General features: G+C 59.9%; 28 protein-coding genes. 16 read left to right on the forward strand and 12 right to left on the reverse strand.

Annotated elements, in window-relative coordinates:
* Positions 1-110: 110 nt before the first annotated feature.
* Positions 111-1,292, forward strand: coding sequence for a Na+/H+ antiporter NhaA (gene nhaA / locus AB7M23_RS00890; protein WP_454240048.1), 1,182 nt, complete (start codon positions 111-113; stop codon positions 1,290-1,292).
* A gap of 70 nt (positions 1,293-1,362) precedes the next feature.
* Here nhaA and AB7M23_RS00895 read toward each other — a convergent pair whose 3' ends face one another.
* Positions 1,363-1,827, reverse strand: a complete 465-nt coding sequence (locus AB7M23_RS00895) for an outer membrane lipoprotein (RefSeq protein WP_065760426.1) — start codon at positions 1,825-1,827, stop codon at positions 1,363-1,365.
* A 150-nt stretch (positions 1,828-1,977) separates the two neighbouring features.
* Between AB7M23_RS00895 and AB7M23_RS00900 the strand changes: the two genes are divergently transcribed.
* Positions 1,978-2,214 (forward strand): hypothetical protein, encoded by a 237-nt coding sequence (locus tag AB7M23_RS00900; RefSeq protein WP_065760427.1) that lies wholly within the window; start codon positions 1,978-1,980, stop codon positions 2,212-2,214.
* Here the strand turns inward: AB7M23_RS00900 and pdxH are convergent.
* From pdxH to dinG, 5 genes are all read right to left on the reverse strand, one after another.
* On the reverse strand, positions 2,211-2,858 hold the full coding sequence (gene pdxH, locus AB7M23_RS00905) for a pyridoxamine 5'-phosphate oxidase (RefSeq protein WP_065760428.1): 648 nt from the start codon (positions 2,856-2,858) through the stop codon (positions 2,211-2,213). The genes AB7M23_RS00900 and pdxH overlap by 4 nt on opposite strands.
* Positions 2,859-2,876: 18 nt before the next feature.
* Entirely contained in the window at positions 2,877-3,857 is a 981-nt protein-coding gene (locus AB7M23_RS00910) for an OmpA family protein (RefSeq protein ID WP_330523148.1), read from the reverse strand.
* A 100-nt stretch (positions 3,858-3,957) separates the two neighbouring features.
* The gene (locus AB7M23_RS00915; protein ID WP_454240049.1) at positions 3,958-5,103 is read right to left on the reverse strand and encodes a serine hydrolase domain-containing protein; all 1,146 of its coding nucleotides are present in this window, start codon (positions 5,101-5,103) and stop codon (positions 3,958-3,960) included.
* A gap of 150 nt (positions 5,104-5,253) precedes the next feature.
* Entirely contained in the window at positions 5,254-7,452 is a 2,199-nt protein-coding gene (locus AB7M23_RS00920; protein WP_454240050.1) for a beta-galactosidase, read from the reverse strand.
* A gap of 81 nt (positions 7,453-7,533) precedes the next feature.
* The gene (gene dinG, locus AB7M23_RS00925) at positions 7,534-9,678 is read right to left on the reverse strand and encodes an ATP-dependent DNA helicase DinG (protein WP_065760432.1); all 2,145 of its coding nucleotides are present in this window, start codon (positions 9,676-9,678) and stop codon (positions 7,534-7,536) included.
* A gap of 97 nt (positions 9,679-9,775) precedes the next feature.
* Between dinG and AB7M23_RS00930 the strand changes: the two genes are divergently transcribed.
* Positions 9,776-10,240, forward strand: a complete 465-nt coding sequence (locus AB7M23_RS00930; protein ID WP_454240051.1) for a CopD family protein — start codon at positions 9,776-9,778, stop codon at positions 10,238-10,240.
* Between the two features lie 77 nt (positions 10,241-10,317).
* Here the strand turns inward: AB7M23_RS00930 and AB7M23_RS00935 are convergent, their stop codons facing one another.
* The 3 genes from AB7M23_RS00935 to AB7M23_RS00945 all read right to left on the reverse strand — a co-directional run bounded on the left by AB7M23_RS00935 (position 10,318) and on the right by AB7M23_RS00945 (position 12,227).
* Positions 10,318-11,076: a collagen-like protein gene (locus AB7M23_RS00935; protein WP_454240052.1), complete on the reverse strand. Its 759-nt coding sequence runs from the start codon at positions 11,074-11,076 to the stop codon at positions 10,318-10,320.
* On the reverse strand, positions 11,069-11,344 hold the full coding sequence (locus tag AB7M23_RS00940; protein WP_065760435.1) for a DUF1145 domain-containing protein: 276 nt from the start codon (positions 11,342-11,344) through the stop codon (positions 11,069-11,071). The genes AB7M23_RS00935 and AB7M23_RS00940 overlap by 8 nt, the downstream gene beginning before the upstream one ends.
* Before the next feature lie 196 nt (positions 11,345-11,540).
* Complete coding sequence (locus tag AB7M23_RS00945) at positions 11,541-12,227, reverse strand: OmpA family protein (RefSeq protein WP_102053383.1); 687 nt, start codon at positions 12,225-12,227, stop codon at positions 11,541-11,543.
* 128 nt (positions 12,228-12,355) lie between these two features.
* Between AB7M23_RS00945 and AB7M23_RS00950 the strand changes: the two genes are divergently transcribed.
* From AB7M23_RS00950 to AB7M23_RS01000, 11 genes are all read left to right on the forward strand, one after another.
* Positions 12,356-12,850: a DUF6231 family protein gene (locus AB7M23_RS00950; protein ID WP_065760437.1), complete on the forward strand. Its 495-nt coding sequence runs from the start codon at positions 12,356-12,358 to the stop codon at positions 12,848-12,850.
* 4 nt (positions 12,851-12,854) lie between these two features.
* Positions 12,855-13,331 (forward strand): YchJ family protein, encoded by a 477-nt coding sequence (locus AB7M23_RS00955; RefSeq protein ID WP_454240053.1) that lies wholly within the window; start codon positions 12,855-12,857, stop codon positions 13,329-13,331.
* Positions 13,332-13,335: 4 nt separating this feature from the next.
* The gene (locus tag AB7M23_RS00960; RefSeq protein WP_065760439.1) at positions 13,336-13,809 is read left to right on the forward strand and encodes an LEA type 2 family protein; all 474 of its coding nucleotides are present in this window, start codon (positions 13,336-13,338) and stop codon (positions 13,807-13,809) included.
* A 5-nt stretch (positions 13,810-13,814) separates the two neighbouring features.
* Positions 13,815-14,018 carry an SEC-C metal-binding domain-containing protein gene (locus AB7M23_RS00965; protein ID WP_083199829.1) on the forward strand — a complete coding sequence of 68 codons (204 nt, stop codon included), beginning with the start codon at positions 13,815-13,817 and terminating at the stop codon, positions 14,016-14,018.
* 126 nt (positions 14,019-14,144) lie between these two features.
* Positions 14,145-14,789, forward strand: a complete 645-nt coding sequence (locus AB7M23_RS00970; protein WP_330523154.1) for a glutathione binding-like protein — start codon at positions 14,145-14,147, stop codon at positions 14,787-14,789.
* 116 nt (positions 14,790-14,905) lie between these two features.
* Positions 14,906-17,347 carry a penicillin acylase family protein gene (locus AB7M23_RS00975; RefSeq protein WP_454240054.1) on the forward strand — a complete coding sequence of 814 codons (2,442 nt, stop codon included), beginning with the start codon at positions 14,906-14,908 and terminating at the stop codon, positions 17,345-17,347.
* A 383-nt stretch (positions 17,348-17,730) separates the two neighbouring features.
* Positions 17,731-18,513, forward strand: coding sequence for a transporter substrate-binding domain-containing protein (locus tag AB7M23_RS00980; RefSeq protein ID WP_102053386.1), 783 nt, complete (start codon positions 17,731-17,733; stop codon positions 18,511-18,513).
* A gap of 131 nt (positions 18,514-18,644) precedes the next feature.
* Complete coding sequence (locus AB7M23_RS00985; RefSeq protein ID WP_065760443.1) at positions 18,645-19,373, forward strand: ABC transporter permease; 729 nt, start codon at positions 18,645-18,647, stop codon at positions 19,371-19,373.
* The gene (locus tag AB7M23_RS00990) at positions 19,370-20,080 is read left to right on the forward strand and encodes an ABC transporter permease (protein WP_102053387.1); all 711 of its coding nucleotides are present in this window, start codon (positions 19,370-19,372) and stop codon (positions 20,078-20,080) included. The genes AB7M23_RS00985 and AB7M23_RS00990 overlap by 4 nt, the downstream gene beginning before the upstream one ends.
* A gap of 8 nt (positions 20,081-20,088) precedes the next feature.
* Complete coding sequence (locus AB7M23_RS00995) at positions 20,089-21,204, forward strand: succinylglutamate desuccinylase/aspartoacylase family protein (RefSeq protein WP_102053388.1); 1,116 nt, start codon at positions 20,089-20,091, stop codon at positions 21,202-21,204.
* Positions 21,205-21,213: 9 nt separating this feature from the next.
* Positions 21,214-21,978, forward strand: coding sequence for an ABC transporter ATP-binding protein (locus AB7M23_RS01000; protein ID WP_065760446.1), 765 nt, complete (start codon positions 21,214-21,216; stop codon positions 21,976-21,978).
* Between the two features lie 22 nt (positions 21,979-22,000).
* On the opposite strand, the gene AB7M23_RS01005 is transcribed toward AB7M23_RS01000, so the two are convergent.
* Positions 22,001-22,228: a hypothetical protein gene (locus tag AB7M23_RS01005; RefSeq protein ID WP_065760447.1), complete on the reverse strand. Its 228-nt coding sequence runs from the start codon at positions 22,226-22,228 to the stop codon at positions 22,001-22,003.
* 93 nt (positions 22,229-22,321) lie between these two features.
* Positions 22,322-22,888, reverse strand: coding sequence for a dCTP deaminase (gene dcd / locus AB7M23_RS01010; protein WP_065760448.1), 567 nt, complete (start codon positions 22,886-22,888; stop codon positions 22,322-22,324).
* Positions 22,889-23,239: 351 nt separating this feature from the next.
* Here dcd and AB7M23_RS01015 point away from each other — a divergent pair, with 351 nt between their 5' ends.
* Positions 23,240-23,449, forward strand: a complete 210-nt coding sequence (locus tag AB7M23_RS01015; RefSeq protein WP_009396490.1) for a cold-shock protein — start codon at positions 23,240-23,242, stop codon at positions 23,447-23,449.
* A gap of 122 nt (positions 23,450-23,571) precedes the next feature.
* On the opposite strand, the gene apbC is transcribed toward AB7M23_RS01015, so the two are convergent.
* The gene (gene apbC, locus AB7M23_RS01020; protein ID WP_065760449.1) at positions 23,572-24,666 is read right to left on the reverse strand and encodes an iron-sulfur cluster carrier protein ApbC; all 1,095 of its coding nucleotides are present in this window, start codon (positions 24,664-24,666) and stop codon (positions 23,572-23,574) included.
* A 152-nt stretch (positions 24,667-24,818) separates the two neighbouring features.
* Here apbC and metG point away from each other — a divergent pair, with 152 nt between their 5' ends.
* On the forward strand, positions 24,819-26,858 hold the full coding sequence (gene metG, locus AB7M23_RS01025) for a methionine--tRNA ligase (protein WP_102053390.1): 2,040 nt from the start codon (positions 24,819-24,821) through the stop codon (positions 26,856-26,858).
* Positions 26,859-26,904: the final 46 nt, after the last annotated feature.

Raw genomic sequence — 26,904 nt, forward strand, 5'->3', positions numbered from 1 at the left:
CTAATGCTGAGCAACAGCTTATAACAAAAAAGAATATAATTTTTGTTCTAATGCCTAAGCTCACAGGTTAGGGTGTCCCCCTTTTTTGAATTTCAGGATGGAGAGCGACCTTGCCTCTGCGTAGCACTTTCACTCGTTTCTTTCAGTTGGAAGCTGCCAGCGGTCTGTTGCTGATTGCTGCAGCCGCCCTGGCACTTATCGTCAACAACTCACCGCTGTCCTTTCTCTACAATGGCCTGCTCGAGGTGCCTGTCGTTGCCCAGGTCGGCGCGCTTAAAATCGCCAAGCCTCTGCTATTGTGGATCAACGATGGCCTGATGGCGCTGTTCTTCCTGCTCATTGGCCTTGAGGTCAAGCGCGAGCTGGTTGACGGGCACCTGTCCAAACCCTCGCAAGTGGTTCTGCCCGGCGCAGCTGCGATTGGCGGCATGGTTGTACCGGCGCTGATCTACTGGTTCCTGAACAAGGACAACCCGGCTGCCGTGGCGGGCTGGGCTATCCCTACCGCGACCGACATTGCCTTCGCCCTGGGCGTGCTCGCGCTGCTCGGCAAGCGGGTCCCGGTATCGCTCAAGCTGTTCTTGATGACCCTCGCGATCATCGATGACCTGGGCGCGATCATTGTCATCGCCCTGTTCTACTCCGGTGAGCTGTCGAGCCTGTCGCTGATGTTGGCGGGCGCCTGCCTGCTGGCACTGATCGCGATGAACCGACTGGGCGTCATCAAGCTTGGCCCCTACATGATCGTCGGCCTGATCCTCTGGGTCTGTGTACTCAAGAGCGGTGTACATGCCACGCTGGCAGGCGTCACGCTGGCACTGTGTATCCCGCTGCGCACGAAAAACGCCGAGCCGTCTCCGCTGATGAGCCTGGAGCACGCCCTGCACCCGTGGGTCGCCTTCGGCATCCTGCCGCTGTTTGCCTTCGCCAATGCAGGCGTTTCGCTGGCCGGTGTCACGGTAGAAAGCTTCACCCACCACGTGCCCATGGGCATCGCCATTGGCTTGCTGCTGGGCAAGACCGTCGGTGTATTCGGCCTGACCTGGATCGCCGTAAAGACTGGCCTCGCGGCCTTGCCGACCGGCGCCAACTGGGGGCAGATTCTCGGTGTGGCGATTCTGTGCGGCATTGGCTTCACCATGAGCCTGTTCGTCGGCTCGCTGGCGTTTGAGCCGGGTAGCAGCGAATTTGCCGGCATGGACCGAATGGGTATCCTGACTGGCTCGATCCTTGCCGCACTGATCGGTTATGCAGTCACGGCAATGGCCAGCCGCAAGACCGCCAAGGCCTGAAGCACGCAGGCAATAAAAAACCCCGACCGGCCAAGCCGCGTCGGGGTTTTGTTTTTTATGCGCCGGGGTATCAGCGAGTCACGCGGCTGGTGCCGTCGACGGTCATGATGCGTACACGGTCACCCACGCGGAAAATCTCGTTTTCCTGAACCTGTTGCACATAGGCGCGCATGCTCCCGTCATCTTCGCGCACGGTGATTTCAACACCCTGAGTACGCGTAATGCCCTCTTCTGCCGCAGAGCCGAGCAGGCCGCCGGCAACCGCACCAATCACAGCGGCCACCACGCTGCCACGGCCACCACCAACGCCACTGCCGGCTACGCCACCAACGATGGCACCCGCACCACCACCGATGGGCGTCTTGGTACCTTCGATTTTCACCGGTCGCAGAGACTCAATGGTCCCCATGCGTACGGTCTGCACGCGCCGAGCCTCATCACGGGAGTAGGAGTCACCGGTCAGGCTGGACGCACAACCACCAAGAAGCAGTGACAGGGTGGTCACGGACGCTACCAGCAGAACAGATTTACGCATAGGATCATCTCCAAAAGACAAGTTGCCATTAGACTCCGCGCGTTGACGGCTGTCACGACAGCGGCAGTATAAAATTGCTTCCATACAGCATCCGTACAGGCGGCCCATCGACCGGTCTGTAAAAACTGTTTTTACTGCGCAAGGATAAACATGGATTACTTCATCATCGCGGCCACTACCGTCGCGGGTTTGTACTTCCACTGGTGGCTCTACGTCCGCATCAAGCGCTGGTCGGACCGTGACCTGGCGCTCTCGTTGGCAGGTAGCGATCCCCTGAAGCGCGAGTACATGCTACAGCGGTTAGACAGCGCCAAGACCCAGAAGGTCAAACGCCGTGACCTGGCAGCCTGGCTGGAACGCGAAGCTGCCGGGTATCAGGCGAGTTAAGGCGCCAGGCGCTCACGCACCCAGTGCCCATCCACCAAGCGGTAGTTGAGGCGGTCATGCAAACGGCTTGGACGCCCCTGCCAGAATTCGATGCGATCGGGCAGCAAACGGTAACCGCCCCAATGCTCAGGGCAATGCGGCTGGCTGTCGCTGAAGCGCTGCTCAGTGTCCTTGAGCAACGCTTCGAGCTCTGCACGGTCTGCAATCACCTGGCTCTGCGGTGAAGCCCAGGCCCCCAGGCGACTGCCCAAAGGGCGAACCTGATAGTACGCATCGGACTCCTGTGGCGACACCTTGACCACCTTGCCTTCAATGCGCACCTGCCGCTCCAGGGCTGGCCAGAAGAAGGTCATGGCGCCATAAGGGTTGTACAGCAGTTGCATGCCCTTGGCGCTGTCATAGTTGGTAAAGAACGTGAAACCCTGCTCATCCAGCCCCTTGAGCAACAACACGCGACAATGTGGACGGCCATCTGCATCGACCGTCGCCAGGGTCATGGCGTTGGCCTCTACAGGTGGCTGTTCGGTTTTAACAGCTTCAGCGAACCATTGGTGGAACAGAACGAACGGCTCGCTCGGTGCCTGGGCTTCAGCCAGTCCATCACGGGTGTAGTCACGGCGCATATCGGCCAGAGTCTGGGTCATAGCAGCGTTCCTTGACGATCAGTTGGTCTTCGCGGTACTGACGGCAGCAACATCCTTCGCCGCTGGCGCTTTCTTGGCCGTTGGCTTGGCAGCTGGCTTGCTGGCTGCAGCCTTCTTCACCGCGGTGTTCTTCTTCGCTACGGTTTTCTTGGCCGCCGCGGCTTTCTTGGTCGGCGTCTTGGCCGATGGTTTGGCTGCGACCTTGGCCGGTGCTTTGGCATCCTGTACCGCAACCAGCTCAGCCGGGCTTGGCGTTGGTTGACTGTACTTGCTGAGCAACGCCAACATGGTGTCTTGCGGGGTCAGTACCATCTCCACCCGACGGTTCAACGCACGGCCTTTCTGGCTGTCATTGGCCGCACGCGGCATCAACGAGCCCATGCCACGCAGCATCAAGCGGTCACGTTGCAGGCCGCTGAGACGGAAAATCGCTGCCACCGACTGTGCCCGCTCCTGGCTGGTCTTCTGGTTTGCCGCTGTCGCACCGCTGGTATCACCATGCCCCACGACCAAAACAGCTGTTTTTGGATCGCTCTCGATGACCTTGGCCACCTGAGTGATCGGCCCTAACGTGACCGGCAGCAACATTGCAGGGCGATCAGGGTTGAATGAGCTGTCAACCGGCGCAGTGATGACCAGTACATTATCACGGCGCTCCAGTTCGAACTTGCTGCCCTTGATCGCTTCACGCAAGCGCGGTTCATAGTTGTCGAGCCAGGCCTGGGTCACCTTCGGATCAGGCATCTTCAAGGCTTTAGGTGCATCTACCTTCTTGCTCTCGCCAAATGGCCACCACCCGTGGCTCTCACTTTCAGACTTGGCGTCGGCCTTGGCCACTTTCTCATCGATCGCTTTTTTCACATCCTGATCAGCAACCTTTTCGCTACCACCAAATGGCCACCAGCCATGATCATTTTTCGCCGAAGCGTTCTGCGGGTGCTGGGCGCATCCGGTTACCGCAAGGCACAAAGCAAGCGCGAGCGTTTTATGAGAGTACATCAACGATACACCGTAAAAAGGATTAAGAATCGGCCGATACAGCCGGGCCGTTGGAAAGCAAAATGGGCCATGGGTTCCAGCACCTGGTCGACATGACTGGTCACAGGCACGTCGCTAGCACCCGTACAAGTTTCTGGGCACGCGGGTCCATCAACACATAGGGGCCCAGGGTGTTGGTGACAAAGCCAAAGGCAACATCGTATTCAGGGTCGGCAAAGCCAACCGAACCACCCGCTCCCGGGTGCCCGAACGCCCTGCGCCCGAGGCCAAAGGTGGCATTGGGAACGTTTGGTTGATCCAGCATCACGCCCAGGCCGAACCGGGTCTGCGTCAGCAAGGTCAGGTCCTGGCCGATACTGTGCTCGCGGATCAACTCATCCAGAAGCTCCGCCTCAAGCAGGCTGCCCTCCAGCAAACCGGCATAGAAACCGGCCAGGCTTCTGGCATTGCCATGACCATTGGCCGCTGGCTGCTGCATACGGCGCCACTCTGGCTTGTTGGTGCTGGTGAGCACCGAAGGCGGGTTGGTAAACGCTCGTGTCGATAATGCCTGGGGCTCGCGCATGGTCACTTGCAGCAGGCGCTGGGCCGCTTCATCCCCCATCACACCTTTGCCACGGGCGACGTGAGCAACGCGGTGAAACGCTTCATCGGCCAAGCCGATGTGGAAATCCAGGCCCAATGGCCGTGCGGTACGTGCAACGATTGAGGTACCCGGCTCCCGACCATCAGCGCGGCGAATCAATTCGCCAACCAGCCAACCGAAGGTAATCGCGGCATAGCCATGGGCAGTACCGGGCGTCCACCAGGGGGCTTCGGCGGCAAGGGTATCGACCATTGTCTGCCAGTTGTACAACGCTTCGGCAGGCAGTAATTCACGGATGGCAGGCAGGCCGGCTTGATGGCAAAGCAACTGGCGCAGGGTGATGGCTTCTTTACCTGCCGCTGCGAACTCCGGCCAGTAGCGCGCCACTGGCGCGTCGAGCTGCAACTTGCCCTCACCGACCAGTTGCAGTGCAGTCACGGCAGTAAAGGCCTTGGTGCAGGAGAACACATTGGCGATGGTGTCGCTGTGCCAGGCCTGCTCGCCGTCCTTGTCAGCGCTACCGGCCCAAAGATCGACCACCGTCTCTCCGCCAACCTGAATACACAGCGCTGCGCCGCGCTCCTGAGGATCGTCGAACAAGCCGGCAAAGGCTTCGCGTACCGCTTCGAACTGAAGTTCGTAATGACCCTGAATCTGCACCCGCCGACTCCCTGCACAACCTGTGTTCTAAATGGCGTGCATTGTTCCAGCCTGACGCCGATTTGGGAACAGATAGCTGGCGAATGGTTGCGCGGGACAATACCGCCCAGATCGGCTCCTGCAACAACCGCAGGAGCCGAGAGTTGAACCCTACTTGGCGAGCTGTTCCTGAGCCTGCAGGTTGGCCTTGCGTACGGCACCGATAAAGCCCTGGAACGGTACATCGGTAATGCCGACCAGACCAAAGTGACCGTTTTCACCGTCGAGCAAACGTCCACTGGCCGGCTGGTCCATGTATTGGAACCAGTGCGCGCCAACAATCATAGGCTCGGCCAAAGCAGCCTTGAGGAAGTTCGCATAGGCAGGCCCTCGGTCTTCTTCCCGGGCAACCTCCATTGGCCCGGGCCAAAACGGCCCACGGTCCCGTGAGCCGAACTGAAACTCAGACACCAGTACCGGCTTGTCCAGTGCCTTGAGCTGAGTGAAGTCATAGCCATCTTGAGGCGTGGGTGTATAGAAATTGAAACTGATCACATCACAGTACTCGGCACAGGCTGCAACCGCCTCCGGACTGCTCACCGCATAGCGGCCGCCCAGTAACAGGTGGTTGGGCGCATGCCAGTTCAACGCGTCGTCGATGGTCTTGAAGTAGGTTTGCGCAAATACCTTCTGGAAATACTGGTAGTCCGCCTCTATCTCGGGGTGCTCAGGATTAGGCAGTGGCGCCTCGAATCCCGGGTCTTCCATGAGTTCCCAGGCCGTCAGCTGGATGCCCCAGGCCTTGGACAGCCCCTCCTGGTTGCGGTACTTGTCTCGCAGTTGCTTGAGAAATGCGCGCTTGGCGGCCACGTCCGTAGTCTGGCGCAATGTACCGAACGCCAAGGCATAGCGGGCCTTCGGGTCGTCGCCCGGTGCCGCCCAGGCCAGTTCGTTATCCGCGAAGTATCCGATCAACCAGGGATCATCCCGGTGATCACGCGCAGCGATGGCCACTGCGCGCTCGGTCGCCATCGCAAAACGCGGATCAAACGGGTCGGGCATGGCCCCCCACCAGTCCATCCCGGTACTGATACTGCTGTAGTCGCCCACGATGGCCAGCGGCAGGGTGTAAGGCACGCGACCAACTTGCCCCAGGGCCGGGTCGCTCCAGTTCCCCAAGGTGTTGAAGCCCCAGGCCTGCAATCGGTCGAGGGCATGATACTGCCAGCGCTTGGCATCAAGGCTCACCGCAGGACAGTGACTGGCATCGGCACAGGGCTGGCCGTAGCTGCGCTCAAGGTTGGCAGCATAGAAATCGAACCAGCGGCCCTGATTGTACGCGCGACCACGGGAGGAACCATTGCCATCGTGATTGTTCCCTTCACCGTAAAGGGACGCCAGCCGCTCCTGGCCTTGCGGCAGGCTCGTAAACATCGTCTCACGGCCCTCGACATAGGTACGACCACCGTCTGCAGCCACGGTGTTGACCCCTAGCGAGTAGAACGGATGCCCTTCCGGTGTGACCAGGTACCAGCGACCGTCACGCTTCTCGGTACGAAAGAAGCCCTTGGCCTCAAAGGACAGCCCGCCCTTCCAGCCACCGAAGGTGTCTAGCGGCAACTTGGCACGCTCAGCCAGCCACCCCTTGAGCTGTTGCTGTTCCTTGGCTGCAGCGCTGCGCAGTTGCTCATCACTGGTCACCTTCTCAGGCCAGCGACCACGACTGAACTGGCCATAGCCATCGATAATGCCGGTATAAGCGGCCTTTTGCAGTTGATCGTCGTCCTGTGTGCCGAAACGCTCGATGAGCACGCTTTGGGCGACATTGGGTTTGGTCATCGACAAGGTCACTGACACCACCTGCGAGAGGTCCAGTTCGCCCGCACTGCTGGTCAGCAGCACGCGCTGGCCCTCATGCACCCAAGGCATCGGCGGCCCGGCACGCATGCCCTGGCTCAGCGGTGAACTCGCCTTGAGCGGCACCCATACAGTCTGCGCAGGGCCGGCAGGCAGGTCGATGCGACTGGTAAGGGTTTTGCCATCGCTGCTCTGGAGCGTGACATCCAGCGTCAACGCCCAATCCATTGCACTTTGCAGGCGCAAGGTCATGGCGCTTGCATTTGACCAGTCCCAGGCCCCCGTCTGCGGGCTGAGGCGCAGGCTCGGACGCTGCGCCGGGTTGAAAACCACACGCCGCAGCACCTCGCCTTCCGCCGTTTGCTCTGCATTGTACTGCGGCAAGCTGGCATCCTCGGTCGCGACCTGCACCACGGCGGTCGGACGAACGAAGCTGAACAGCGTCTGTTGCCCGGCCAGAAGCGGCTGAGCGAACAACAGGGCGAATACGGCAGGCAGGGTGCGGTGAAGCATAAGGCTGGAGCTCTCCTTGATGACCCGGGTGGGCCTTGATCTCAGTGATAGACAACGCCCAGGTACATTAAGCTCCGGGCGTCAGGAAATTTCCCGGCGAAAAGGTGGCAATGCGTTGAGAATAGCCTTGCCATAGCGTTGAGTGACCACGCGACGATCAAGCAGGGTAATGATGCCGCGGTCTTCCTCTGTACGCAGCAGGCGACCACAGGCCTGGATCAGGCGCAAGGACGCATCCGGGACAGCAATCTCCATGAACGGATTACCGCCTCGCGCTTCGATCCATTCGGCCAACGCGGCTTCAACCGGGTCATCGGGTACCGCGAAGGGGATCTTGGCGATGACCACGTGCTCGCAGTAGGCCCCCGGCAGGTCGACACCTTCAGCAAAACTGGCCAAACCAAACAGCACACTGGAATCGCCACCGTCCACCCGCGCCTTGTGCTTGTTCAAGGTTTCCTGCTTGGACAGGTTGCCCTGGATAAACACCTGCTTGCGCCAATCACGGTCCAGGCCATCGAAGACGTCCTGCATCTGTTTACGCGACGAGAACAGCACCAGCGAGCCCCGCGAGCCTTCGACCAATTCAGGCAGGTCGCGGATGATCGCGGCTGTATGTGCAGCCGCATCACGCGGGTCGGCGCGCAAGTCAGGCACACGTAGCACGCCTGCGTCGACATGGTGAAACGGGCTCGGCACAACCGCAGTCACAGCGGCCTTGGGTAAACCCGCACGCATGCGGAAGCGGTCGAATTTACCCAGGGCTGTCAGGGTAGCGGAGGTAACCAGTGCGCCATGGGCCACGCTCCAGAGGTTGCGCCGGAGCATTTCGGCGGCAAGGATCGGGCTGGCGTTAACCTCAATGTCAAACAATGCGCCGCTTTCGGCCAAGGTCAGCCAACGCGCCATGGGCGGGCTGTCCTCGGGATCTTCGGCGGTAAAGGCGGTCCACAGTTCCCAGTTGCCCTGGGCGCGCATCAACAGACTGCCGAACAGCGGGTACCACTCTTCAGCCTGATGGCTGGCGATGCCGATGTTCACCTCGCCATCCATACCCTCCTTGAGCAACTCGGTCAGGCGGGTGAACAGGTCGTTCAGGCGCGAAAAGCCTTTCTTCAGTTCAATACCCATTTCCCGCATGTGCTCAGGCACCACGCCAGCCACAAAACGGTGACGCGGGCGCTCACGGCCCTCCATGTCTTCACCGGCACGGAAATCAGCCAGTTGCTCGCAGGCCGTGAACATGAACTGTTGCTGCGTCTTGATCTCTCGCGCCAGCTCCGGCACCTGTTCGATCAGCTTGCCGAGATCGCCCGGCAGTGGATGCTGGGCCAACAGTTTGGTCAGGTTCTTGGCCGTTTGCTCAAGCCAGTCGGCGGTAGAGCGCAAACGCGTGTAGTGCGCGAAATGGCCAATGGCCTTGTCCGGCAGGTGGTGACCTTCGTCGAAGACATAAATGGTATCGCGCGGATCGGGCAGCACTGCACCACCACCCAGGGCCAGGTCGGCCAGGACCATGTCATGGTTGGTCACGATGACATCGACCTTGCCCATGCCTTCACGGGCCTTGTAGAAGGTACATTGCTGAAAGTTCGGGCAATGTCGGCCGGTGCATTGGCTGTGATCAGTGGTCAACCGTGCCCAGTCCTGATCCTCCAGTGCCTGAGGCCAGCTGTCGCGGTCACCGTCCCATTTATTGCCGGCAAGTTTCTCGATCATGCTGGTGAAGAGCTTCTGGCTGGCTTCGTCCACCTCGATCTTGAAGCCTTCTTCCTCGAACAGCTGGGCCGTCGCCGACTGCGCATGACCCTCCTGCAACAGCAGGTCGAGTTTGGACAGACACAGGTAGCGTCCACGCCCCTTGGCCAGGGCGAAGCTGAAGTTCAGGCCACTGTTGCGCATCAGGTCCGGTAGGTCCTTGAATACGATTTGCTCCTGCAGGGCAACCGTGGCGGTGGCAATCACCAGGCGCTTGCCAGCAGCCTTGGCCGCCGGAATCGAAGCAAGGCTGTAGGCCACGGTTTTACCCGTACCGGTACCGGCCTCGACCGCCACCACCGCAGGGTCGCCGCTGCGTCGTCCCTCGTCGTCGCACTCGATATCGCCCAATACCTTGGCGACTTCGGCAATCATCAGGCGCTGGCCATAGCGCGGCTTGAGGCTCTTGGCTTCGAGAAAACGCGAGTAGGCGCCCTGAATTTGAGATTTGAGTTCGTTGCTGATCATGGTGTCGGGGCGCCCGAAGGGCTGGATATATTTTCAGTGTTTCGATTGGGCCGCTATCATAACCCGCTATTGCCCTTTGCGCTGAACGGAGTTCCCGATGACCGCCTTTGCCATCCCCTATAGCCTGCATGTTCTGGCCGCCCTGGTCTGGGTCGGCGGCATGTTCTTCGCCTGGCTGGTACTGCGCCCGGCCGCTGTTGCCGCCCTGGACGGCCCTGCTCGCCTGCGCCTCTGGGTCGAAGTGTTTCAGCGTTTTTTCGTGTGGGTCTGGATCGCCGTCGCAGTGCTGCTGATCAGCGGCATGGGCATGCTGCACCTGCGCTTTACCGGTTTTGAAACGGCACCACGCTATGTGCAGGTGATGATTGGCGGCGCTATCGCCATGTTGGCGCTGTTTATTCGTATCCAGACGTTGCTGCTGCCTGCACTGCGCAAGGCCGTGCAGGCTGAAGACTGGTCGGCAGGTGCCGGTGTGCTCGGGCGGATTCGTCGACTGGTCGGCGTAAACCTGCTGCTGGGCCTGGCCGTGGTAGCGGTGGCCTCTTCACGTCTGCTGGTGTGATCTCACAAGGCTGATCGGCAGGAGGCGAGCGTGCCAGCGATACAGACGCTGCGTACGTGCCGCCCCCGCCGAGATTTTTACAAACGATTCAGTGTGAAAGCGCCTGCCGCGCCCGCCAAACCTGGCTGCCCTGGTGCGCCAGGTTTGCCGCTTGCGCCGCCTTGGGTACGGTACACAAAGCACCCTTTGCTCGCCCCGCCTTTCCCCGGTTTACCGGCAGCACCAGCCAGGCCCGGCGCCCCACCGTCCACTCGCACCTTGATCTGAGCCTCGGGGTAGCTGGCGGGCAGCGACAACAGCACACGCCCACCTGCTGCGCCGTCATGGCCATCACCACCGTTCTGGCCGTTCGCCCCGGGTTCAGACTGCCCCCAGGTACAGCCACCGGCCTTGCCATTGGCCCCATCAAGCCCGACATACCCAGGCGCACCTGCCCCTCCGCGAGCGTCAATCGACAGTTGCGCGGCCTGCAAACGATGTAGGCGCAGCTCAAGGTCTCGTCCCGGCATAGCAGCTTTCTCGAATGTCCCGGGGGCACCGTGGGCAAGGATCTGGCTGCCATCCGCCAACTCGGCAGCGCCAGCTTCAATACGTAGCGCCTGCCCAGCCGGTACAACCGCGATCCGCGCCTCTCGGCCCAGGCGCAACGAGCCGACATTCAGTTCAGTCAAACTGGCCGGCAACAGCAAGGTCCCGTAGTCCGCCACATCAAGGCGTTCGAGTTGAACCACGCTGCTTTTGTTGGGCAGACGCAGTACCGAATGCGCTCCGACACTCAGGCTCTCGGCCATTGCCAATGGGCTGACCAATGTCAGCAAAACCATGAATTTACGCATGACCTGCCTCCTGGCGCGGTGTCGGTATCGATTGGATGTGGAAAACACCGACAAGCAGGATCTGCAGACGGTCGAACCAACGATGGCTGCGCTCACGCAGAAGACGGTTGAACACCAGCACTTCCAGGACATGCAATGCCAACAATGTCGCCCCAGCGGCGTTGATCAACAGGTGGAAGGGTTTTTCCGCAGGACTGAGCAGATTCATCAACACCACCCACCAGAACACCACTGTCAAGGCCTTGCCCAGGCCCCAGAACACCTTCATACGCGCCCGCCCCTCTCGACTTGTTCTTTTTATTGGCAATACCAAGACCTCAATCCCTCGGCATCGCCTGCAACAGTAACCCCACCTCCCGACTTGCGCCAGAGGGTAGCGCTATCGGAAAGGCTTCTGCATCTGCGTTGACACACAGACAACGGCAGGCCCACGGCACGTCTGGGGCCGTGGACCTGATAGAGGCTCAGCGCTCGATCCGGATTTCCACCCGGCGGTTCATGCTGCGGCCATCGTCCGTTTTGTTATCAGCCACTGGCTGACTTTCGCCTGCGCCCCGTACCGATACGAAGCTACTGCGCGGTACGCCGCTTTCAACCAGATAGTCGGTCACTGAATAAGCGCGGCGCTCAGACAGTTTCTGGTTGTAGGCATCGCTGCCGACACTGTCGGTATGCCCGGTCACGCTCAGCCTGGCGCCCGGTGCCTCGCTTTTCAGACGACTGGCAACCTTGTCCAGGCGCATTTTATCCGCGGCGGTCAGCTTGGCTGAGTTGAACATGAAGTGGACATCACGAATAACGATCACTTCTTCCTTGACAACTACCGGTTGCTCAACGACCGGTGCAGGTGGACAACCGTTGGCATCGACCTGAACGCCGCGCGGTGTGCCCGGGCACTTGTCGCGGCTGTCCGGCACGCCATCGTGATCTTCGTCACCGTCGCCATTGGCCCAGCAGTAGCCGGCTGCCAGGCCGCCACCGAGCAACGCGCCCCAGCCTGCCCAGCTGGAACTCTCGATTGCACCCAACGCCGCGCCGCCGACGCCTCCGACGGCGGCACACTTAGGCCAGTCGGTTTTTTGCAAACCTGCACAACCAGTCAACACGCTGGTTAGCAGAACCAGAGGTAATGCTGTGCGTACTATGCTCATTTGATGCGTCTCCTCGGGGAATCGGTGCATAACCGATGCTCAGTTGAGTAAAGACCGCACACCCCAACTCCGCCAGCAATAAGCCATGACTCAGTGTAGTCTTGGATTATCTGATTTGAGGACTGCTGATGACCGAGAGTTTTTCCCAACGCACCCCACAGCAGGCACTGGCTGCTCTGCTGGAGCGCCAGGCACCGCAACGCTTGTTGGTCGTAGGCAGCCGTTTCCCGGCTCTGGATGCGTTCGCGCAAGCCCACCCGCAGGCTGAGATTCACGTCACCAATCCCGGCCCCCTCCCCCTTGAACTGGCCTCGCAACGCTTTGATCTGGCACTGTTGGTCGACTGCCTGGAGCATTTGCCCAGACGCCAAGGCCTGGAACTGCTGGGCGGTATCCGAAACCTCAACGCCAGTCGGGTTGCGGTATTGGCCGACCTGCCCGCGTGCGGCTGGAAAGACACCGACTTCTTCGCCCTGGCCCTCCAGGCCAGTGAACGCTTCCAACGCGACGAGCAGGTGCTAAGCCTGTTCACCTATGATCTACGAGAATACAAGCAGGTTCCGGACTGGCTGAATGCCAAGTTCTGGGCCAACCCGCAGAATTTTGGAAAGTACTGGTGGTAGAACAATGAGTGTCACGGTTTGTCCCTGTGGCAGCGGCAACCTGCTGGATGCCTGCTGCGGCCACTATCACGCAGGCTCACCGGCCCCTGACGCACAGACGTTGATGCGTTCGCGCTATAGCGCCTACGTATTGGGGTTGGTCGATTACCTGGTGGCAACCACCCTACCCGTTCAGCAAGCAGGCCTGGACCGCAACGCCATTGCCGAGTGGAGTACGCAGAGCACCTGGCTGGGGCTGGACGTGGAATCGGCGGAAGTCTTTGGCGGGCAACCGGAACATGCCTTCGTGACCTTCACCGCACGCTGGCATGACAGCACCGGTGAGCACGCCCATCGCGAGCGTTCGGCATTTGTGCAGAACAAGGGGGCCTGGTACTTCATCGACCCGACGGTTGGATTGAAAGCCGGGCGCAATGACCCTTGCCCCTGCGCCAGCGGACAGAAGTTCAAGAAGTGCTGTGCCAGCTATCTAGGAAGCTAGCCTGATGCCTATTCGAACCAGCCTCATGCTGATAAGCCTTCTACTATTGAGTGGCTGTGCGAGCTGGTTCGGAACTCCCTACCAAGACCCCGAGGTTCATCTGGTCAAGGTCGAAACCGTCAAGGCACGTCTGCTGCAACAAGAGTTCGTACTGCATTTTCGCATCGACAACCCCAACGATTCACGTCTACTGGTCAGGGCACTTCGCTACAAGGTGCGGCTGAATGAGCTGACGCTGGCCGAGGGCGAGTCCGACCAGTGGGTCAATGTGGCCGCCCACAGTCACAAGACATTCAAGGTGCCAATAAGAACCAACCTCTGGGAGCACCTCAAGGACGTCGTCAAGCTGCTCAAGCATCCTGAACGACCGATCCACTACCGACTGGATGGCGACCTGAGCAGCGGATTTTTCTGGCCACGCAGCCTGCACTTATCACGCAGTGGTGAGATAATTCCCGGCGATTTTATTCCGGAGTAACCGCAATGACCCAGCAACCTCATGTTCATGGCCCCGATTGCAACCACGATCATGACCATCATCACGATCACGACCATGGTCATGTCCATGGGCCGCACTGCAACCACGCGCCTCAAGAGCCTGTACGCAATGCCCTGAAGGACGTTGGCCGTAACGACCCATGCCCATGCGGCAGCAACAAGAAATTCAAGAAGTGCCACGGGGCCTGAGGCCAGCCGTGTAGATCAACGCTGCATCGAGGTCGCACCTTGTGATATCCATAAGGCGACCGCTGCGCCCAAGCGCAGCCTGGCGGCAGCGACATTGTCGCTGCCGAACCCTCGACGGAGCGTGCCATGATCGACCTGTATTACTGGACTACCCCCAATGGCCACAAAATTACCCTGTTTCTTGAGGAAACCGGGCTGCCCTACCGCATTCACCCGATCAACATCGGCAAAGGCGAACAGTTCGCTGCCGACTTCCTGAAGATCGCCCCGAACAACCGTATTCCAGCGATCGTCGACCATGATCCGGCCGACCATCAGGCGCCGCTGTCGCTGTTCGAATCGGGCGCCATCCTGCTGTACCTTGCGGAAAAAACCGGACACTTCCTGCCCAAGGATCTGCGCGGCCGCCAGGAAACCCTGCAATGGCTGTTCTGGCAAATGGGCGGCTTGGGCCCGATGGCCGGCCAGAACCACCACTTCAGCCGGTTCGCGCCCGAAAAAATCCCTTATGCAATCAAACGCTACGTGGATGAAACCGCGCGCTTGTATGGCGTGCTGAACAAACGCCTGGCCGACCGACCGTTCGTCGCCGGAGCCGAGTACAGCATCGCCGACATGGCCATCTACCCGTGGATTGTTTCCCATCAGTGGCAGAGCCAGAACCTCGATGATTTCCCGGCACTCAAGGCCTGGTTCGAGCGCATCAAGGCGCGTCCTGCCACACAGCGGGCCTATGCCTTGGTAGAAAAGATCAACCCGCCGCAACCCTGAGTCACAGGCAAGGGGTGCAGCACGTTGAAAATAAAGGCTGTGCCCCCGCTTGCATGGTGTGGTCGCGCTCACTAACGTAGCGCCTTTCCGCCGCCATACCCTGCAGGAGCCTTACCATGGCCTCGCCAGCCTTACCCCCTTTTCTTCCCCGATTCGGCGTTGCCGCAGCGATGCTCGGGCTACTCAGCCTCGGCGGCTGCCAGATGGGCGGCTACCACGACAGCGTACCGCCGACCACGGGTGTACAGCCTCTCAAGGGTCTGGCGCAGAACGTTTCGGTGCGGCGCAATGCCATGGGCATGCCGCTGATCGAGAGCAGCACCTTCCATGACGCACTCTTCACCCTGGGCTATGTGCAGGCCGGCGACCGTATTGGTCAGATGGTTGGCATGCGTCTGCTGGCCCAAGGACGCCTGGCAGAAATGGCCGGCCCAGATGCCTTGGAAGTCGACCGCCTGATGCGTGCGGTCAACCTGAAGCAGAGCGCCAACCAGCTCTACGCCGACGCATCGCCACGCCTCAAACGCTTCTTTGAAGTCTATGCACGCGGGGTCAACGCCTATCTGTTCCGCTACCGCGACAAGTTGCCAGCCCCGTTGGCCCAGACCGGCTACCGTCCGGAGTACTGGAAGCCGGAAGACTCGGCGCTGATTTTCTGCCTCTACAACTTCAGCCAGTCGGTGAACCTGCAGGAAGAACTCGCGGCCTTGGTACTGGCGCAGAAAGTCGGCAGCGACAAACTGGCCTGGCTGCTGCCGAACTATCCGGATGAGCCACTTCCGCATGCTGAAGCCGATAAACTGGGCGGACTGAACCTGAGCAGCCAACTGCCCAACCTGTCTGCACTCAACGCCGTGAGCCAGCAGTTGGCCGCATTCAACCTGCTCGGCGCCCCCGGCTCCAGCAACTGGGCCATAGCCGCGCCGCATAGCCGCAGTGGCAAGAGCCTGCTGGCCAGTGACAGCCAAGGTGCATGGGCCTTGAGCCCGGTACAAATCCGTGCGCCGAAATATCAGGCTGCCGGCTTCACCCTTGCAGGCCTTCCACTGGTGCTGTCTGGATTCAACGGCAAGCTGGCTTGGAGCACCAGTGCGGTCATGGGCGATAACCAGGACCTGTTCCTGGAGAAAATCCGCCGTGAAGGGAACCGGCTGTTCTATCAGGTAGACGGCAAATGGCAACCGGCCATGGCCCGTAACGAAACATTCTTCATCAAGGGTCAGCGCCCAATCCGCGAAACCCTGTATGACACCCGTCACGGCGCCCTGCTCAACCCGGCGCAGAACGCAAGCCTCGCCCTTGCCCTTCAAACCCCGGCGCTCAAAGGCGACAAGAGCCTCGATGCGCTCTTCGACCTGTCGCGCAAGGCCAACGTCGAAGGCGCCTTTGAGGCCAGCCGCGAGATTGGTGCTCCGGCACTGAACCTGGTGTTTGCCGATGCCAGCAATATCGGCTGGCAGGTCACCGGCCACTTCCCCAACCGCCGTGAAGGCCAAGGGCTGTTGCCTTCGCCCGGCTGGGAAGGACGTTACGACTGGGACGGCTATGCCGACCCGATGCTCCACCCCTATGACCAGGACCCGCCCCAGGGCTGGCTGGGCAACGCCAACCAGCGCAGCGTACCGCGCGGCTACGGCATGCAACTGTCCAACACTTGGTACTACCCCGAGCGTGCGGAACGCCTGGCGCAGATGGCAGCCAACGGCAAACATGACAGCCGTAGCCTGATGACCATGCAGAACGACCAGACCACACTGTTCGCTGCCAAGCTCAAAAGCATGTTCCAGGCGCCGGGCATGGCACAGCCTTTGAAACAGGCTATCGACGCCCTGCCTCAGGATCAACGCGCCAAGGCCCGCGAAGCCTACGACCGCCTGATGGCCTTTGATGGCCGTCTCAGTGCCACCTCGGCTGACGCAGCGCTGTACCAGTTGTTCCTGCAGGAAAGTGCCAAACTGACCTTCCTCGACGAATTGGGCCCAGAGAGCGGTGCTGCCTGGCAGGCCTTTATCAGTAACGCCCGGCTTTCCTACTCGGCACAGGCCGATCATTTGCTCGGACGTGACGACAGCCTATTCTGGGATGACCGCAACACCGCGCAGAAAGAGGACAAACCGACGATTCTTGCGCGTAGCCTGGCGGCTGCGATCAACGTCGGTGAGCGCGAAATGGGTAGCGACCACCGTACCTGGCAATGGGGCAAGCTGCATCAGTACCGTTGGCCGGTCGCCAGCTTCCATGGCCTGGGCGATACGCTCAACCGTGGGCCGCTGGCCGCAGGCGGAGACCACACCACGCTGAACAGTTCAGCCTATGCCTGGGGGCAGGACTTCAATGCGCGCCTGATGCCGTCCATGCGCATGGTGGTGGATTTCGGCCTGGCCGAACCCCTGCAAGGCATCAGTAGCAGCGGGCAGTCGGGCAACCCAGCCAGCAGCCACTTTGCCGACGGGCTGGATGCCTGGTTCAAAGGCCGCTACGTCAGCTTCCCGATGCAGACACAAAACTTCGAACGTGCCTATGGCAGCAAACGCCTGACCTTGGTGCCGGGTCGATAGCCTCATAACTGCCTTGCGCCCTTGCCCCGATCAAGGGCGCACCACGGCGCATCCCCCCACAAAGCCGGGGCCAGCTTGGCCTCGGCTTTGTGCCTGATACTCACATCAAAAAACATCAAAGACTGCCCCAATGGGAAAGCGGTCGACGCACGCTATTGACGCCTGAAAGCAACAGTCAGGCGCTCTCGGTGCGCCTTGCCTCTTACCCTGTTCCATTCCTGGGCATTAAAGGCACTACAGTTTCCTTGCGACAGGCCTGGTTCAGCGCCTGCTAAGGCCATGCGCAGATATGGTGCGAAATTTGCTATCACATTGATGTCTCACTTCGGTCGGTAACGGCCGGGACACACTTAAAGCACCCCCTCGGACGCAAGGACAACACAATGAAAAAAGCATGGCTGACGCTTTCCGCACTTGCATTGTGCCTGGCCGCTAACACTGCTATGGCCAAGGAGTACAAGGAGTTGCGCTTCGGCGTCGACCCTTCCTACGCACCGTTTGAATCCAAGGCCGCTGATGGCAGCCTGGTGGGCTTCGATATTGATCTGGGCAATGCGATCTGTGCGGAGTTGAAGGTCAAATGCAAGTGGGTTGAAAGTGACTTCGACGGCATGATTCCGGGCCTCAAGGCCAACAAGTTCGACGGTGTGATCTCGTCGATGACAGTCACGCCCGCTCGAGAAAAAGCGATCGACTTCTCCGATGAACTGTTCTCCGGCCCAACCTCGCTGGTTTTCAAGAAAGGCGCAGGCCTGAGCGCCGACCCGGCCTCACTGGCCGGCAAGACCGTCGGCTATGAACAAGGCACCATTCAGGAAGCCTACGCCAAGGCCGTTCTGGACAAGGCCGGGGTGAAGACCCAGGCCTATCAAAACCAGGATCAGGTTTACGCCGACCTGATCTCTGGACGCCTCGATGCCTCGATCCAGGACATGCTGCAGGCTGAACTGGGCTTCCTGAAAACCCCACAGGGCAGCGGCTATGAAGTCAGCAAGCCCGTCGACAGCGAACTGCTACCGTCCAAGACAGCCATCGGTATCCGCAAAGGTAACAGCGAGCTGCAAAAACTCCTCAACAAAGGTATCAAAGCGTTACACGATGATGGCACCTACGAAAAACTGCAGAAAAAACACTTTGGTGACCTGAACCTGTACAGCGGCAAGTAAGCCGCAGAAGCCGGCCTTGCCAAGGGAGGCTCCTGCGCACTGGCGGTTCAGTGCATACGCCTGAATCGCCAGTGCCGTCGGCTCCTGCACTGCCGAATACTGTTTTTTCACCACGGCCATAGGGTCATGTCATGTTCGAAGACCTGCTGCAGCATCTGGGGCTCTCGGCATTCAGCTTGAAGGGTTTCGGCCCACTGCTGTTAAAAGGCACCTGGATGACCATCAATCTGTCGCTGATGTCACTGCTGGTCAGCGTCGGCCTGGGCCTGCTCGGCGCCAGCGCCAAACTCTCTTCCGTACGCGTGCTACGGATTACCGCTCAGGTCTACACCACACTGATTCGTGGAATACCCGATCTTGTGCTGATGCTGCTGATTTTCTACAGCCTGCAAACCTGGCTGACCAGCCTGACCGAAGCGCTGGAATGGGATTACATCGAGATCGACCCGTTCGCGGCCGGGGTCATCACCTTGGGCTTCATCTATGGCGCCTACTTCACCGAAACCTTTCGCGGTGCGATTCTCGCGGTTCCCCGTGGCCAGGTCGAAGCGGCGACAGCCTATGGACTCAAACGCTTCCAGCGCTTTCGCTTTGTGGTCTTTCCGCAAATGATGCGTTATGCCTTGCCGGGTATCGGCAACAATTGGATGGTCATGCTCAAGGCCACCGCACTGGTGTCGATCATCGGCCTGGCCGACCTGGTCAAGGCAGCCCAGGACGCCGGCAAGAGTACCTATCAGCTGTTTTACTTCCTGGTGCTGGCGGCGTTGATCTACCTGATGATCACCAGTGCCTCGAACGTTGCCCTGCGCTGGCTTGAACGGCGCTACAACGCAGGTACCCGGGAGGCACTACGATGATCGAACTGCTGCAGGAATACTGGCGTGCTTTTCTCTACACAGACGGCACCCATATCACTGGGCTGGCGATGACGATGTGGCTGCTCTCGGCCTCGCTGCTGATCGGCTTTCTCGTCTCCATTCCCTTGTCGATCGCACGGGTTTCGCGGCCTTTCTGGATCCGCATGCCGGTACAGTTCTACACCTACCTGTTTCGTGGCACCCCGCTATATATCCAACTGCTCATCTGCTACACCGGCATCTACAGCATCGCGGCCGTGCGCGCGCAACCGTTGCTCGACAGTTTCTTTCGCGACGCGATGAACTGCACCATCCTGGCGTTTGCCCTGAATACCTGCGCCTACACCACGGAGATTTTCGCCGGAGCAATCCGCAGCATGGCCCATGGCGAGGTAGAGGCAGCCAAAGCCTATGGCCTGCGCGGCTGGAAACTCTATGCTTACATCATCATGCCGTCGGCCCTTAGGCGCTCGCTGCCGTTCTACAGCAATGAGGTGATCCTGATGCTGCACTCGACCACCGTGGCTTTTACCGCCACGATCCCGGACATCCTCAAGGTCGCCCGCGACGCCAACTCGGCTACATTTCTGACATTTCAGTCGTTCGGTATCGCTGCACTGATCTACCTGAGCGTGACCTTCGCCCTTGTGGGCCTGTTCCGCTTGGCCGAACGACGCTGGCTGGCCTTTCTAGGCCCTGCTCACTAGGACTGTTCATGCATCACAAAACCCACGAAATCCTGGCCCCGGTACCAGGTATCGCCCGGCAAATCCACAGCTTCCATTTCGGCCCCAAAGGCGCCGGTAAAATCTATATCCAGGCGTCACTGCATGCCGACGAACTGCCCGGCATGCTGGTGGCCTGGCACTTGAAGCAGCGTTTGAGCACACTGGAAACCCAGGGGCGCCTGCGACAAGAAATCGTTCTGGTACCCATTGCCAACCCGGTGGGCCTCGAACAAGTGCTCATGGACGTTCCACTGGGCCGCTACGAGCTGCAAAGCGGGGAAAACTTCAATCGAAACTTCGTCGATCTCAGCGATGTGATCGGCGATCAGATCGAGGCCAGACTGACGCAGGATGCACAACACAACATCGAGCTGATCCGTCAAAGCCTGCGCCGGGCCCTGGAAGAGCATTCAGCCCTGACCCCCCTGCAGTCGCAGCGCCTGACCCTCCAGCGCCTTGCATGCGATGCCGATATGGTCCTCGATCTGCACTGCGACTTCGAGGCCGTCGAACACCTGTACACCACGCCAGAGGCCTGGCCGAAGGTCGAGCCGCTGTCGCGCTACCTTGGCGCGCAGGCCAGCCTGCTGGCAACCGACTCCGGCGGCCAATCCTTCGACGAGTGTTTCACCCTTGTCTGGTGGCAACTGCAACAGCGCTTCGGCAAGCATTACCCGATCCCCCAAGGCAGCTTCTCCGTCACGGTAGAGCTACGGGGTCAAAGCGACGTCAGCCACCCACTGGCCCAGACAGACTGTGAAGCGATCCTGCGCTACCTGGTACATGCCGGTGCCATCGAAGGCGAAGCGGCCCCACTGCCCGCGCTGCGCTACCCCGCCACGCCGCTGGCAGGCGTAGAGCCGGTGGCAACACCATTGGGGGGACTATTGGTGTTCCACGCCAAACCGGGCCAATACCTGCAGGCAGGCGAGCTGATCGCCGAGGTCATCGACCCGCTCAACGATCGCGTAACCCCAGTATGTAACACGCAACCCGGCCTGCTCTATGCGCGCTCGTTACGGCGCATGGCGACTGCCGGCATGGTCATTGCCCACGTGGCAGGTCGTGAGGCCTACCGCAGCGGCTACCTGTTATCGCCTTGAGAGCCGCGCATGTACAAACTGACAATCGAAGACCTGCACAAGAGCTATGGCGAACATCATGTCTTGAAGGGTGTTTCGCTAAAAGCCAACGCGGGTGATGTCATCTGCCTGATCGGCGCCAGTGGCTCGGGCAAGAGCACCTTCCTGCGCTGCATCAACTTTCTGGAACAGCCTGATGATGGTCGTATGACCCTTGATGGCAAACCCGTTGAAATGCGTCATGACCGTCACGGCATGCACGTCGCCGATCCTGATGAGCTGCAACGAATCCGCACACGGCTGGCCATGGTATTCCAGCACTTCAACCTGTGGAGCCACATGACCGTGCTGGAGAACGTCAGCATGGCGCCACGCCGCGTGCTCGGGGTGAGCAAACACGAAGCAGAGGAACGCGCCCGGAAGTACCTGAACAAAGTAGGCCTCGCCCCGCAACTGGCGGAGCAATTCCCGGCCTTTCTCTCCGGCGGTCAACAACAGCGCGTGGCCATCGCCCGTGCGCTGGCCATGGAGCCGGAAGTGATGCTGTTCGACGAACCGACCTCCGCGCTCGACCCGGAACTGGTTGGCGAGGTGCTCAGGGTAATTCAGGGGCTCGCCGAGGAAGGTCGCACCATGATCATGGTCACCCACGAGATGGCCTTCGCACGGCAAGTCTCAAGCCAGGTTCTGTTCCTGCACAAAGGGCTGGTCGAGGAACAAGGGTCGCCGCAGGAGGTACTGGGAGCCCCGAAAAGTGAACGCCTGCGTCAGTTCCTCAGCGGCAACCTGAAGTAAGGTCACGTGAAGGGACGACGGCTCAGGCCACAGGCGCTGGCGGCGGCTCGTCAGGCAACGTCGGCTCGCCCGGCTCCATCGGCTGTGGCGTGCCCGGTTCAGGGGTATTCGGGGTGTCGGGATCCGGCTGGCCGGGGATCCCGCCTGCACTGACAGGATGTGGGTGCGCAAGCAGCGACCATGCCAGCACACCAACCTGGTTGGGCTGCAGTATCGCCAGCTTGGCGCTGAGGGTCGGGTCGATTTTCATCAGTCACTCCCAATCAGGGCCGGTACACGTAGTGTGCGCCGGCGGCCTTCATTGGAGTACAGCATACACCCGGAATTCCCTCGCTTTGTCGCCTCAGGCGCGCGGCAAGGTCACGCCACGCTGGCCCTGGTACTTGCCACCACGGTCCTTGTACGACACCTCACACTCTTCGTCTGACTCCAGGAACAGCATCTGTGCCACGCCCTCATTGGCGTAGATCTTGGCCGGCAACGTCGTGGTGTTGGAGAACTCCAGGGTGACGTGACCTTCCCACTCCGGCTCCAGCGGCGTTACGTTGACGATGATGCCGCAACGGGCATAGGTGCTCTTGCCCAGGCAAATGGTCAGCACATTGCGAGGAATACGGAAGTACTCGACCGTGCGTGCCAAGGCGAAGGAGTTCGGCGGAATGATGCAAACGTCACTTTTGATGTCGACAAAACTGCCGGCGTCGAAGTTTTTCGGATCGACGGTCGCCGAGTTGATGTTGGTGAACACCTTGAACTCGTCGGCACAACGCACGTCGTAGCCGTAGCTGGAGACGCCAAAGGAGATCAGCCGGTCGGCACCCTCACCGCGCATCTGGCGCTCGACGAAAGGCTCGATCATGCCGTGCTCTTGCGCCATGCGGCGAATCCACTTGTCCGATTTGATGCTCATGGCGGTGTCCTGAAAATAGCGAGGTGAAAAAATCTGATGCGCATCTTACCGGGCCGGGCGCCGGGTTCAAAGTTCCGTGCAGCGGTGGCCGCCAGATAGCGGCCGGATGGCACTTGGACAGGCGCAACATGCACCGTCAGTCATGCATTTGTGCGAAAGCTCAACAAGACCATTGGCACGTTCTGGAAAAAGGGTTAAGGTGACGTCACTGTGCTGCACAATGTCACTGAGAATCTCTACCTGATGCAAGATTTCGATCAACACATCTTCATGAATTTTCCTGCTCTTTGCACTCAGTCTCGGCCAGGGCGTTTCCTGAACCGTAGTTAACTTTGTCCAAGGAGACATCCAATGTCCAATCGCCAAACCGGTACCGTTAAGTGGTTCAACGATGAAAAAGGCTTCGGCTTCATCACTCCACAATCCGGTGACGACCTGTTCGTACACTTCAAAGCCATCAAGGCTGACGGCTTCAAGAGCCTGAAAGAAGGCCAGCAGGTTTCTTTCGTCGCTACCCGCGGCCAGAAAGGCATGCAGGCTGAAGAAGTAGAAGTTATCTAACTTCCGCTTTTTAGCTTGAAAGAACCCCGCCCTCAACAGGCGGGGTTTTTTTATGCCCTCAGTTTGCCCGGCACTGAAATAACCGGCATTGCCGGCGATAGTATCGCCGGCGCCTACAGGTATTAGTCTTCGCTGATGGTGATGCTCGGCATCGCCGGGGTTGCGGCTTCCTGCAGCACGATCCGTGCACCGACCTGACGAGCCAGTTCCTGGTACACCATGGCGATCTGGCTCTCGGGCTCGGCGATGGCTGTTGGCTTACCACTATCAGCCTGCTCGCGAATCAGCATCGACAACGGCAATGACGCCAACAACTCGACCCCGTACTGTGCCGCCAGCTTCTCGCCACCGCCTTCACCGAACAGGTGCTCGGCATGACCACAGTTCGAGCAGATATGTACGGCCATGTTCTCAACCACACCCAGCACCGGAATGTTCACCTTGCGGAACATTTCCACACCTTTGCGGGCATCCAGCAGGGCCAGATCCTGAGGCGTAGTCACAATAACCGAACCCGCCACCGGCACCTTCTGCGCCAAGGTCAATTGGATATCGCCAGTGCCCGGCGGCATGTCGATTACCAGGTAATCCAGATTGTCCCATGCGGTCTGTGTCACCAACTGCAGCAAGGCGCCAGAGACCATCGGGCCGCGCCACACCATCGGTGTGTTGTCGTCGGTCAGGAATGCCATGGACATGACCTCAACACCGTGAGCCTGAAGTGGCACGAACCATTTCTGATCCTTGACCTTCGGTCGGGTGCCTTCAGGGATGCCAAACATCACACCTTGGCTCGGACCATAGATGTCCGCATCCAGAATACCCACACGGGCACCCTCGCGGGCCAACGCCAGCGCCAGATTGGCAGCTGTTGTCGACTTGCCGACGCCGCCCTTGCCGGAGGCTACCGCAACGATGTTCTTCACGTTGGCCAACCCCGGAATCTGCGCCTGGGCCTTGTGTGCGGCGATCACGCAGTCGATCTCGACCGAGGCCGCCGCGACACCCTCCATCCCCTCGATGGCGGTCTGCAGCACCTGCGCCCACCCTTTCTTGAACAGCCCGGCGGCATAGCCCAGTTGCAGCTTCACGCTGACGCGTTCGCCCTGGATATCGATGGCCTGGACACAGCCAGCGCTGACCGGATCCTGGTTCAGGTAAGGGTCGGTGTATTGACGAAGGACGGATTCGACGGCTGCGCGAGTGACGGCACTCATGGAGACTCCCGATAAAAGACTGAGCAAAACAGGTCACTATGCTAACCCGTGAAACACGCCCAGATACGTGCACGGGGTGAAATATATTTCCCGGCGTTTTATAGTGACCGATCTCCGTTTCATCTCTTGTAGCCGAAAGTAGCCGAGCCCCCATGTCCGAGCCACGCCAGATTCTAGTCACCAGCGCCCTCCCCTATGCCAACGGTTCCATCCACCTTGGCCACATGCTCGAATACATCCAGACCGACATGTGGGTGCGTTTCCAGAAGCTTCGCGGTAACCAGTGCATCTATGTCTGCGCTGACGATGCCCACGGCTCGGCAATCATGCTGCGCGCCGAAAAAGAAGGCATCACTCCCGAGCAACTGATTGCCGGGGTGCAAGCTGAGCACAGCAGCGACTTTGCTGACTTCCTGGTGGACTTCGACAACTTCCACTCGACCCACGCCGAAGAGAACCGGGCGCTGTCGAGCCATATCTACCTGAAGTTGCGCGACGCCGGGCACATTGCAACCCGCTCGATCACCCAGTATTTCGACCCGGACAAGAAAATGTTCCTGGCCGACCGCTTCATCAAGGGCACCTGCCCGAAATGCGCGGCAGAAGACCAGTACGGTGACAACTGCGAGAAATGCGGTGCCACCTACGCACCAACCGAACTGAAGAACCCCAAGTCGGCAATCTCCGGCGCCACACCGGTACTGAAAGACTCCCAGCACTTTTTCTTCAAGCTGCCAGACTTCCAGGCCATGCTGCAGAGCTGGACCCGCAGCGGCACCCTGCAGGACGCGGTAGCCAACAAGATCGCCGAATGGCTCGATGCCGGCCTGCAGGAGTGGGACATCTCCCGTGACGCACCGTACTTCGGCTTCGAGATCCCGGACGAGCCAGGCAAATACTTCTACGTCTGGCTGGATGCGCCGATCGGTTACATGGCCAGCTTCAAGAACCTCTGCGAACGCCGCCCGGAGCTCGACTTCGACGCGTTCTGGAACAAGGACTCGAAAGCCGAGCTGTACCACTTCATCGGCAAGGACATCGTCAACTTCCACGCCCTGTTCTGGCCTGCCATGCTCGAAGGCGCCGGCTATCGCAAGCCTACCGGCATCAACGTCCATGGCTACCTGACGGTCAACGGCCAGAAAATGTCCAAGTCGCGCGGCACCTTCATCAAGGCCCGCACCTACCTGGATCACCTGTCGCCGGAATACCTGCGCTACTACTACGCCGCCAAACTCAGCCGCGGCGTGGACGATCTCGACCTGAACCTCGAAGATTTCGTACAGAAGGTCAACTCCGACCTGGTTGGCAAGGTGGTGAACATTGCCAGCCGTTGCGCCGGTTTCATCCACAAGGGCAACGACGGTGTGATGGTCGATGGCGACGCAGCACCGGAACTGACCGAAGCCTTCCTGGCCGCCGCACCCGGCATTGCCGAAGCCTACGAGAACCGCGATTTCGCCCGCGCCATGCGCGAGATCATGGCCCTGGCCGACCGCGCAAACGCCTGGATTGCCGACAAGGCACCTTGGTCCCTGGCCAAGCAGGAAGGCAAGCAGGAAGAAGTCCAGGCGATCTGCGCCCAAGGCGTTAACCTGTTCCGCCAACTGGTGATTTTCCTCAAGCCGGTGCTGCCAGTACTGGCCGCCGATGCCGAAGCGTTCCTGAACGTTGCCCCGCTGACCTGGGCCGATCATCAGACCCGCCTCGTCAACCATAAGTTGAACCCGTTCAAGGCCCTGATGAGCCGTATCGACCCGCTCAAGGTCGAGGCCATGACGGCTGCCAGCAAAGAAGACCTGGAAGCGACACAGACCAGCGTAGCAACTGGCAACGGCGAGTTGGCCAAGGATCCACTGTCGCCGGAGATCGACTTCGACGCCTTTGCGGCGGTCGACCTGCGTGTTGCCTTGATCCTCAAGGCCGAAGCAGTGGAAGGTGCCGACAAACTGCTGCGCCTGACCTTGGACATCGGTGACGAACAGCGCAACGTGTTCTCCGGCATCAAGTCGGCCTACCCGGACCCGGCCAAGCTGGAAGGTCGGCTGACCATGATGATCGCCAACCTGAAACCACGCAAAATGCGCTTCGGCATCTCCGAAGGCATGGTAATGGCTGCCGGCCCTGGCGGTGAAGAGATCTACCTGTTGAGCCCGGACAGCGGTGCAAAACCGGGTCAACGCATCAAATAAGTGATATCCGCCCCGGTCATCTCAGGCCGGGGCGTTCTCTTCCCTT

This window comes from Pseudomonas sp. HLS-6 TE3448, from assembly GCF_053629555.1.

Excerpts from the sequence above, each read along its gene's own strand:
- AB7M23_RS00895 (WP_065760426.1), bottom strand. The coding sequence starts at position 1,827 with ATGCGTAAATCTGTTCTGCTGGTAGCGTCCGTGACCACCCTGTCACTG.
- AB7M23_RS00900 (WP_065760427.1), top strand. The coding sequence starts at position 1,978 with ATGGATTACTTCATCATCGCGGCCACTACCGTCGCGGGTTTGTACTTC.
- pdxH (WP_065760428.1), bottom strand. The coding sequence starts at position 2,858 with ATGACCCAGACTCTGGCCGATATGCGCCGTGACTACACCCGTGATGGA.
- AB7M23_RS00910 (WP_330523148.1), bottom strand. The coding sequence starts at position 3,857 with ATGTACTCTCATAAAACGCTCGCGCTTGCTTTGTGCCTTGCGGTAACC.
- AB7M23_RS00920 (WP_454240050.1), bottom strand. The coding sequence starts at position 7,452 with ATGCTTCACCGCACCCTGCCTGCCGTATTCGCCCTGTTGTTCGCTCAG.
- dinG (WP_065760432.1), bottom strand. The coding sequence starts at position 9,678 with ATGATCAGCAACGAACTCAAATCTCAAATTCAGGGCGCCTACTCGCGT.
- AB7M23_RS00930 (WP_454240051.1), top strand. The coding sequence starts at position 9,776 with ATGACCGCCTTTGCCATCCCCTATAGCCTGCATGTTCTGGCCGCCCTG.
- AB7M23_RS00935 (WP_454240052.1), bottom strand. The coding sequence starts at position 11,076 with ATGCGTAAATTCATGGTTTTGCTGACATTGGTCAGCCCATTGGCAATG.
- AB7M23_RS00940 (WP_065760435.1), bottom strand. The coding sequence starts at position 11,344 with ATGAAGGTGTTCTGGGGCCTGGGCAAGGCCTTGACAGTGGTGTTCTGG.
- AB7M23_RS00945 (WP_102053383.1), bottom strand. The coding sequence starts at position 12,227 with ATGAGCATAGTACGCACAGCATTACCTCTGGTTCTGCTAACCAGCGTG.
- AB7M23_RS00950 (WP_065760437.1), top strand. The coding sequence starts at position 12,356 with ATGACCGAGAGTTTTTCCCAACGCACCCCACAGCAGGCACTGGCTGCT.
- AB7M23_RS00955 (WP_454240053.1), top strand. The coding sequence starts at position 12,855 with ATGAGTGTCACGGTTTGTCCCTGTGGCAGCGGCAACCTGCTGGATGCC.
- AB7M23_RS00960 (WP_065760439.1), top strand. The coding sequence starts at position 13,336 with ATGCCTATTCGAACCAGCCTCATGCTGATAAGCCTTCTACTATTGAGT.
- AB7M23_RS00965 (WP_083199829.1), top strand. The coding sequence starts at position 13,815 with ATGACCCAGCAACCTCATGTTCATGGCCCCGATTGCAACCACGATCAT.
- AB7M23_RS00970 (WP_330523154.1), top strand. The coding sequence starts at position 14,145 with ATGATCGACCTGTATTACTGGACTACCCCCAATGGCCACAAAATTACC.
- AB7M23_RS00975 (WP_454240054.1), top strand. The coding sequence starts at position 14,906 with ATGGCCTCGCCAGCCTTACCCCCTTTTCTTCCCCGATTCGGCGTTGCC.
- AB7M23_RS00980 (WP_102053386.1), top strand. The coding sequence starts at position 17,731 with ATGAAAAAAGCATGGCTGACGCTTTCCGCACTTGCATTGTGCCTGGCC.
- AB7M23_RS00985 (WP_065760443.1), top strand. The coding sequence starts at position 18,645 with ATGTTCGAAGACCTGCTGCAGCATCTGGGGCTCTCGGCATTCAGCTTG.
- AB7M23_RS00990 (WP_102053387.1), top strand. The coding sequence starts at position 19,370 with ATGATCGAACTGCTGCAGGAATACTGGCGTGCTTTTCTCTACACAGAC.
- AB7M23_RS00995 (WP_102053388.1), top strand. The coding sequence starts at position 20,089 with ATGCATCACAAAACCCACGAAATCCTGGCCCCGGTACCAGGTATCGCC.
- AB7M23_RS01000 (WP_065760446.1), top strand. The coding sequence starts at position 21,214 with ATGTACAAACTGACAATCGAAGACCTGCACAAGAGCTATGGCGAACAT.
- AB7M23_RS01005 (WP_065760447.1), bottom strand. The coding sequence starts at position 22,228 with ATGAAAATCGACCCGACCCTCAGCGCCAAGCTGGCGATACTGCAGCCC.
- dcd (WP_065760448.1), bottom strand. The coding sequence starts at position 22,888 with ATGAGCATCAAATCGGACAAGTGGATTCGCCGCATGGCGCAAGAGCAC.
- AB7M23_RS01015 (WP_009396490.1), top strand. The coding sequence starts at position 23,240 with ATGTCCAATCGCCAAACCGGTACCGTTAAGTGGTTCAACGATGAAAAA.
- apbC (WP_065760449.1), bottom strand. The coding sequence starts at position 24,666 with ATGAGTGCCGTCACTCGCGCAGCCGTCGAATCCGTCCTTCGTCAATAC.
- metG (WP_102053390.1), top strand. The coding sequence starts at position 24,819 with ATGTCCGAGCCACGCCAGATTCTAGTCACCAGCGCCCTCCCCTATGCC.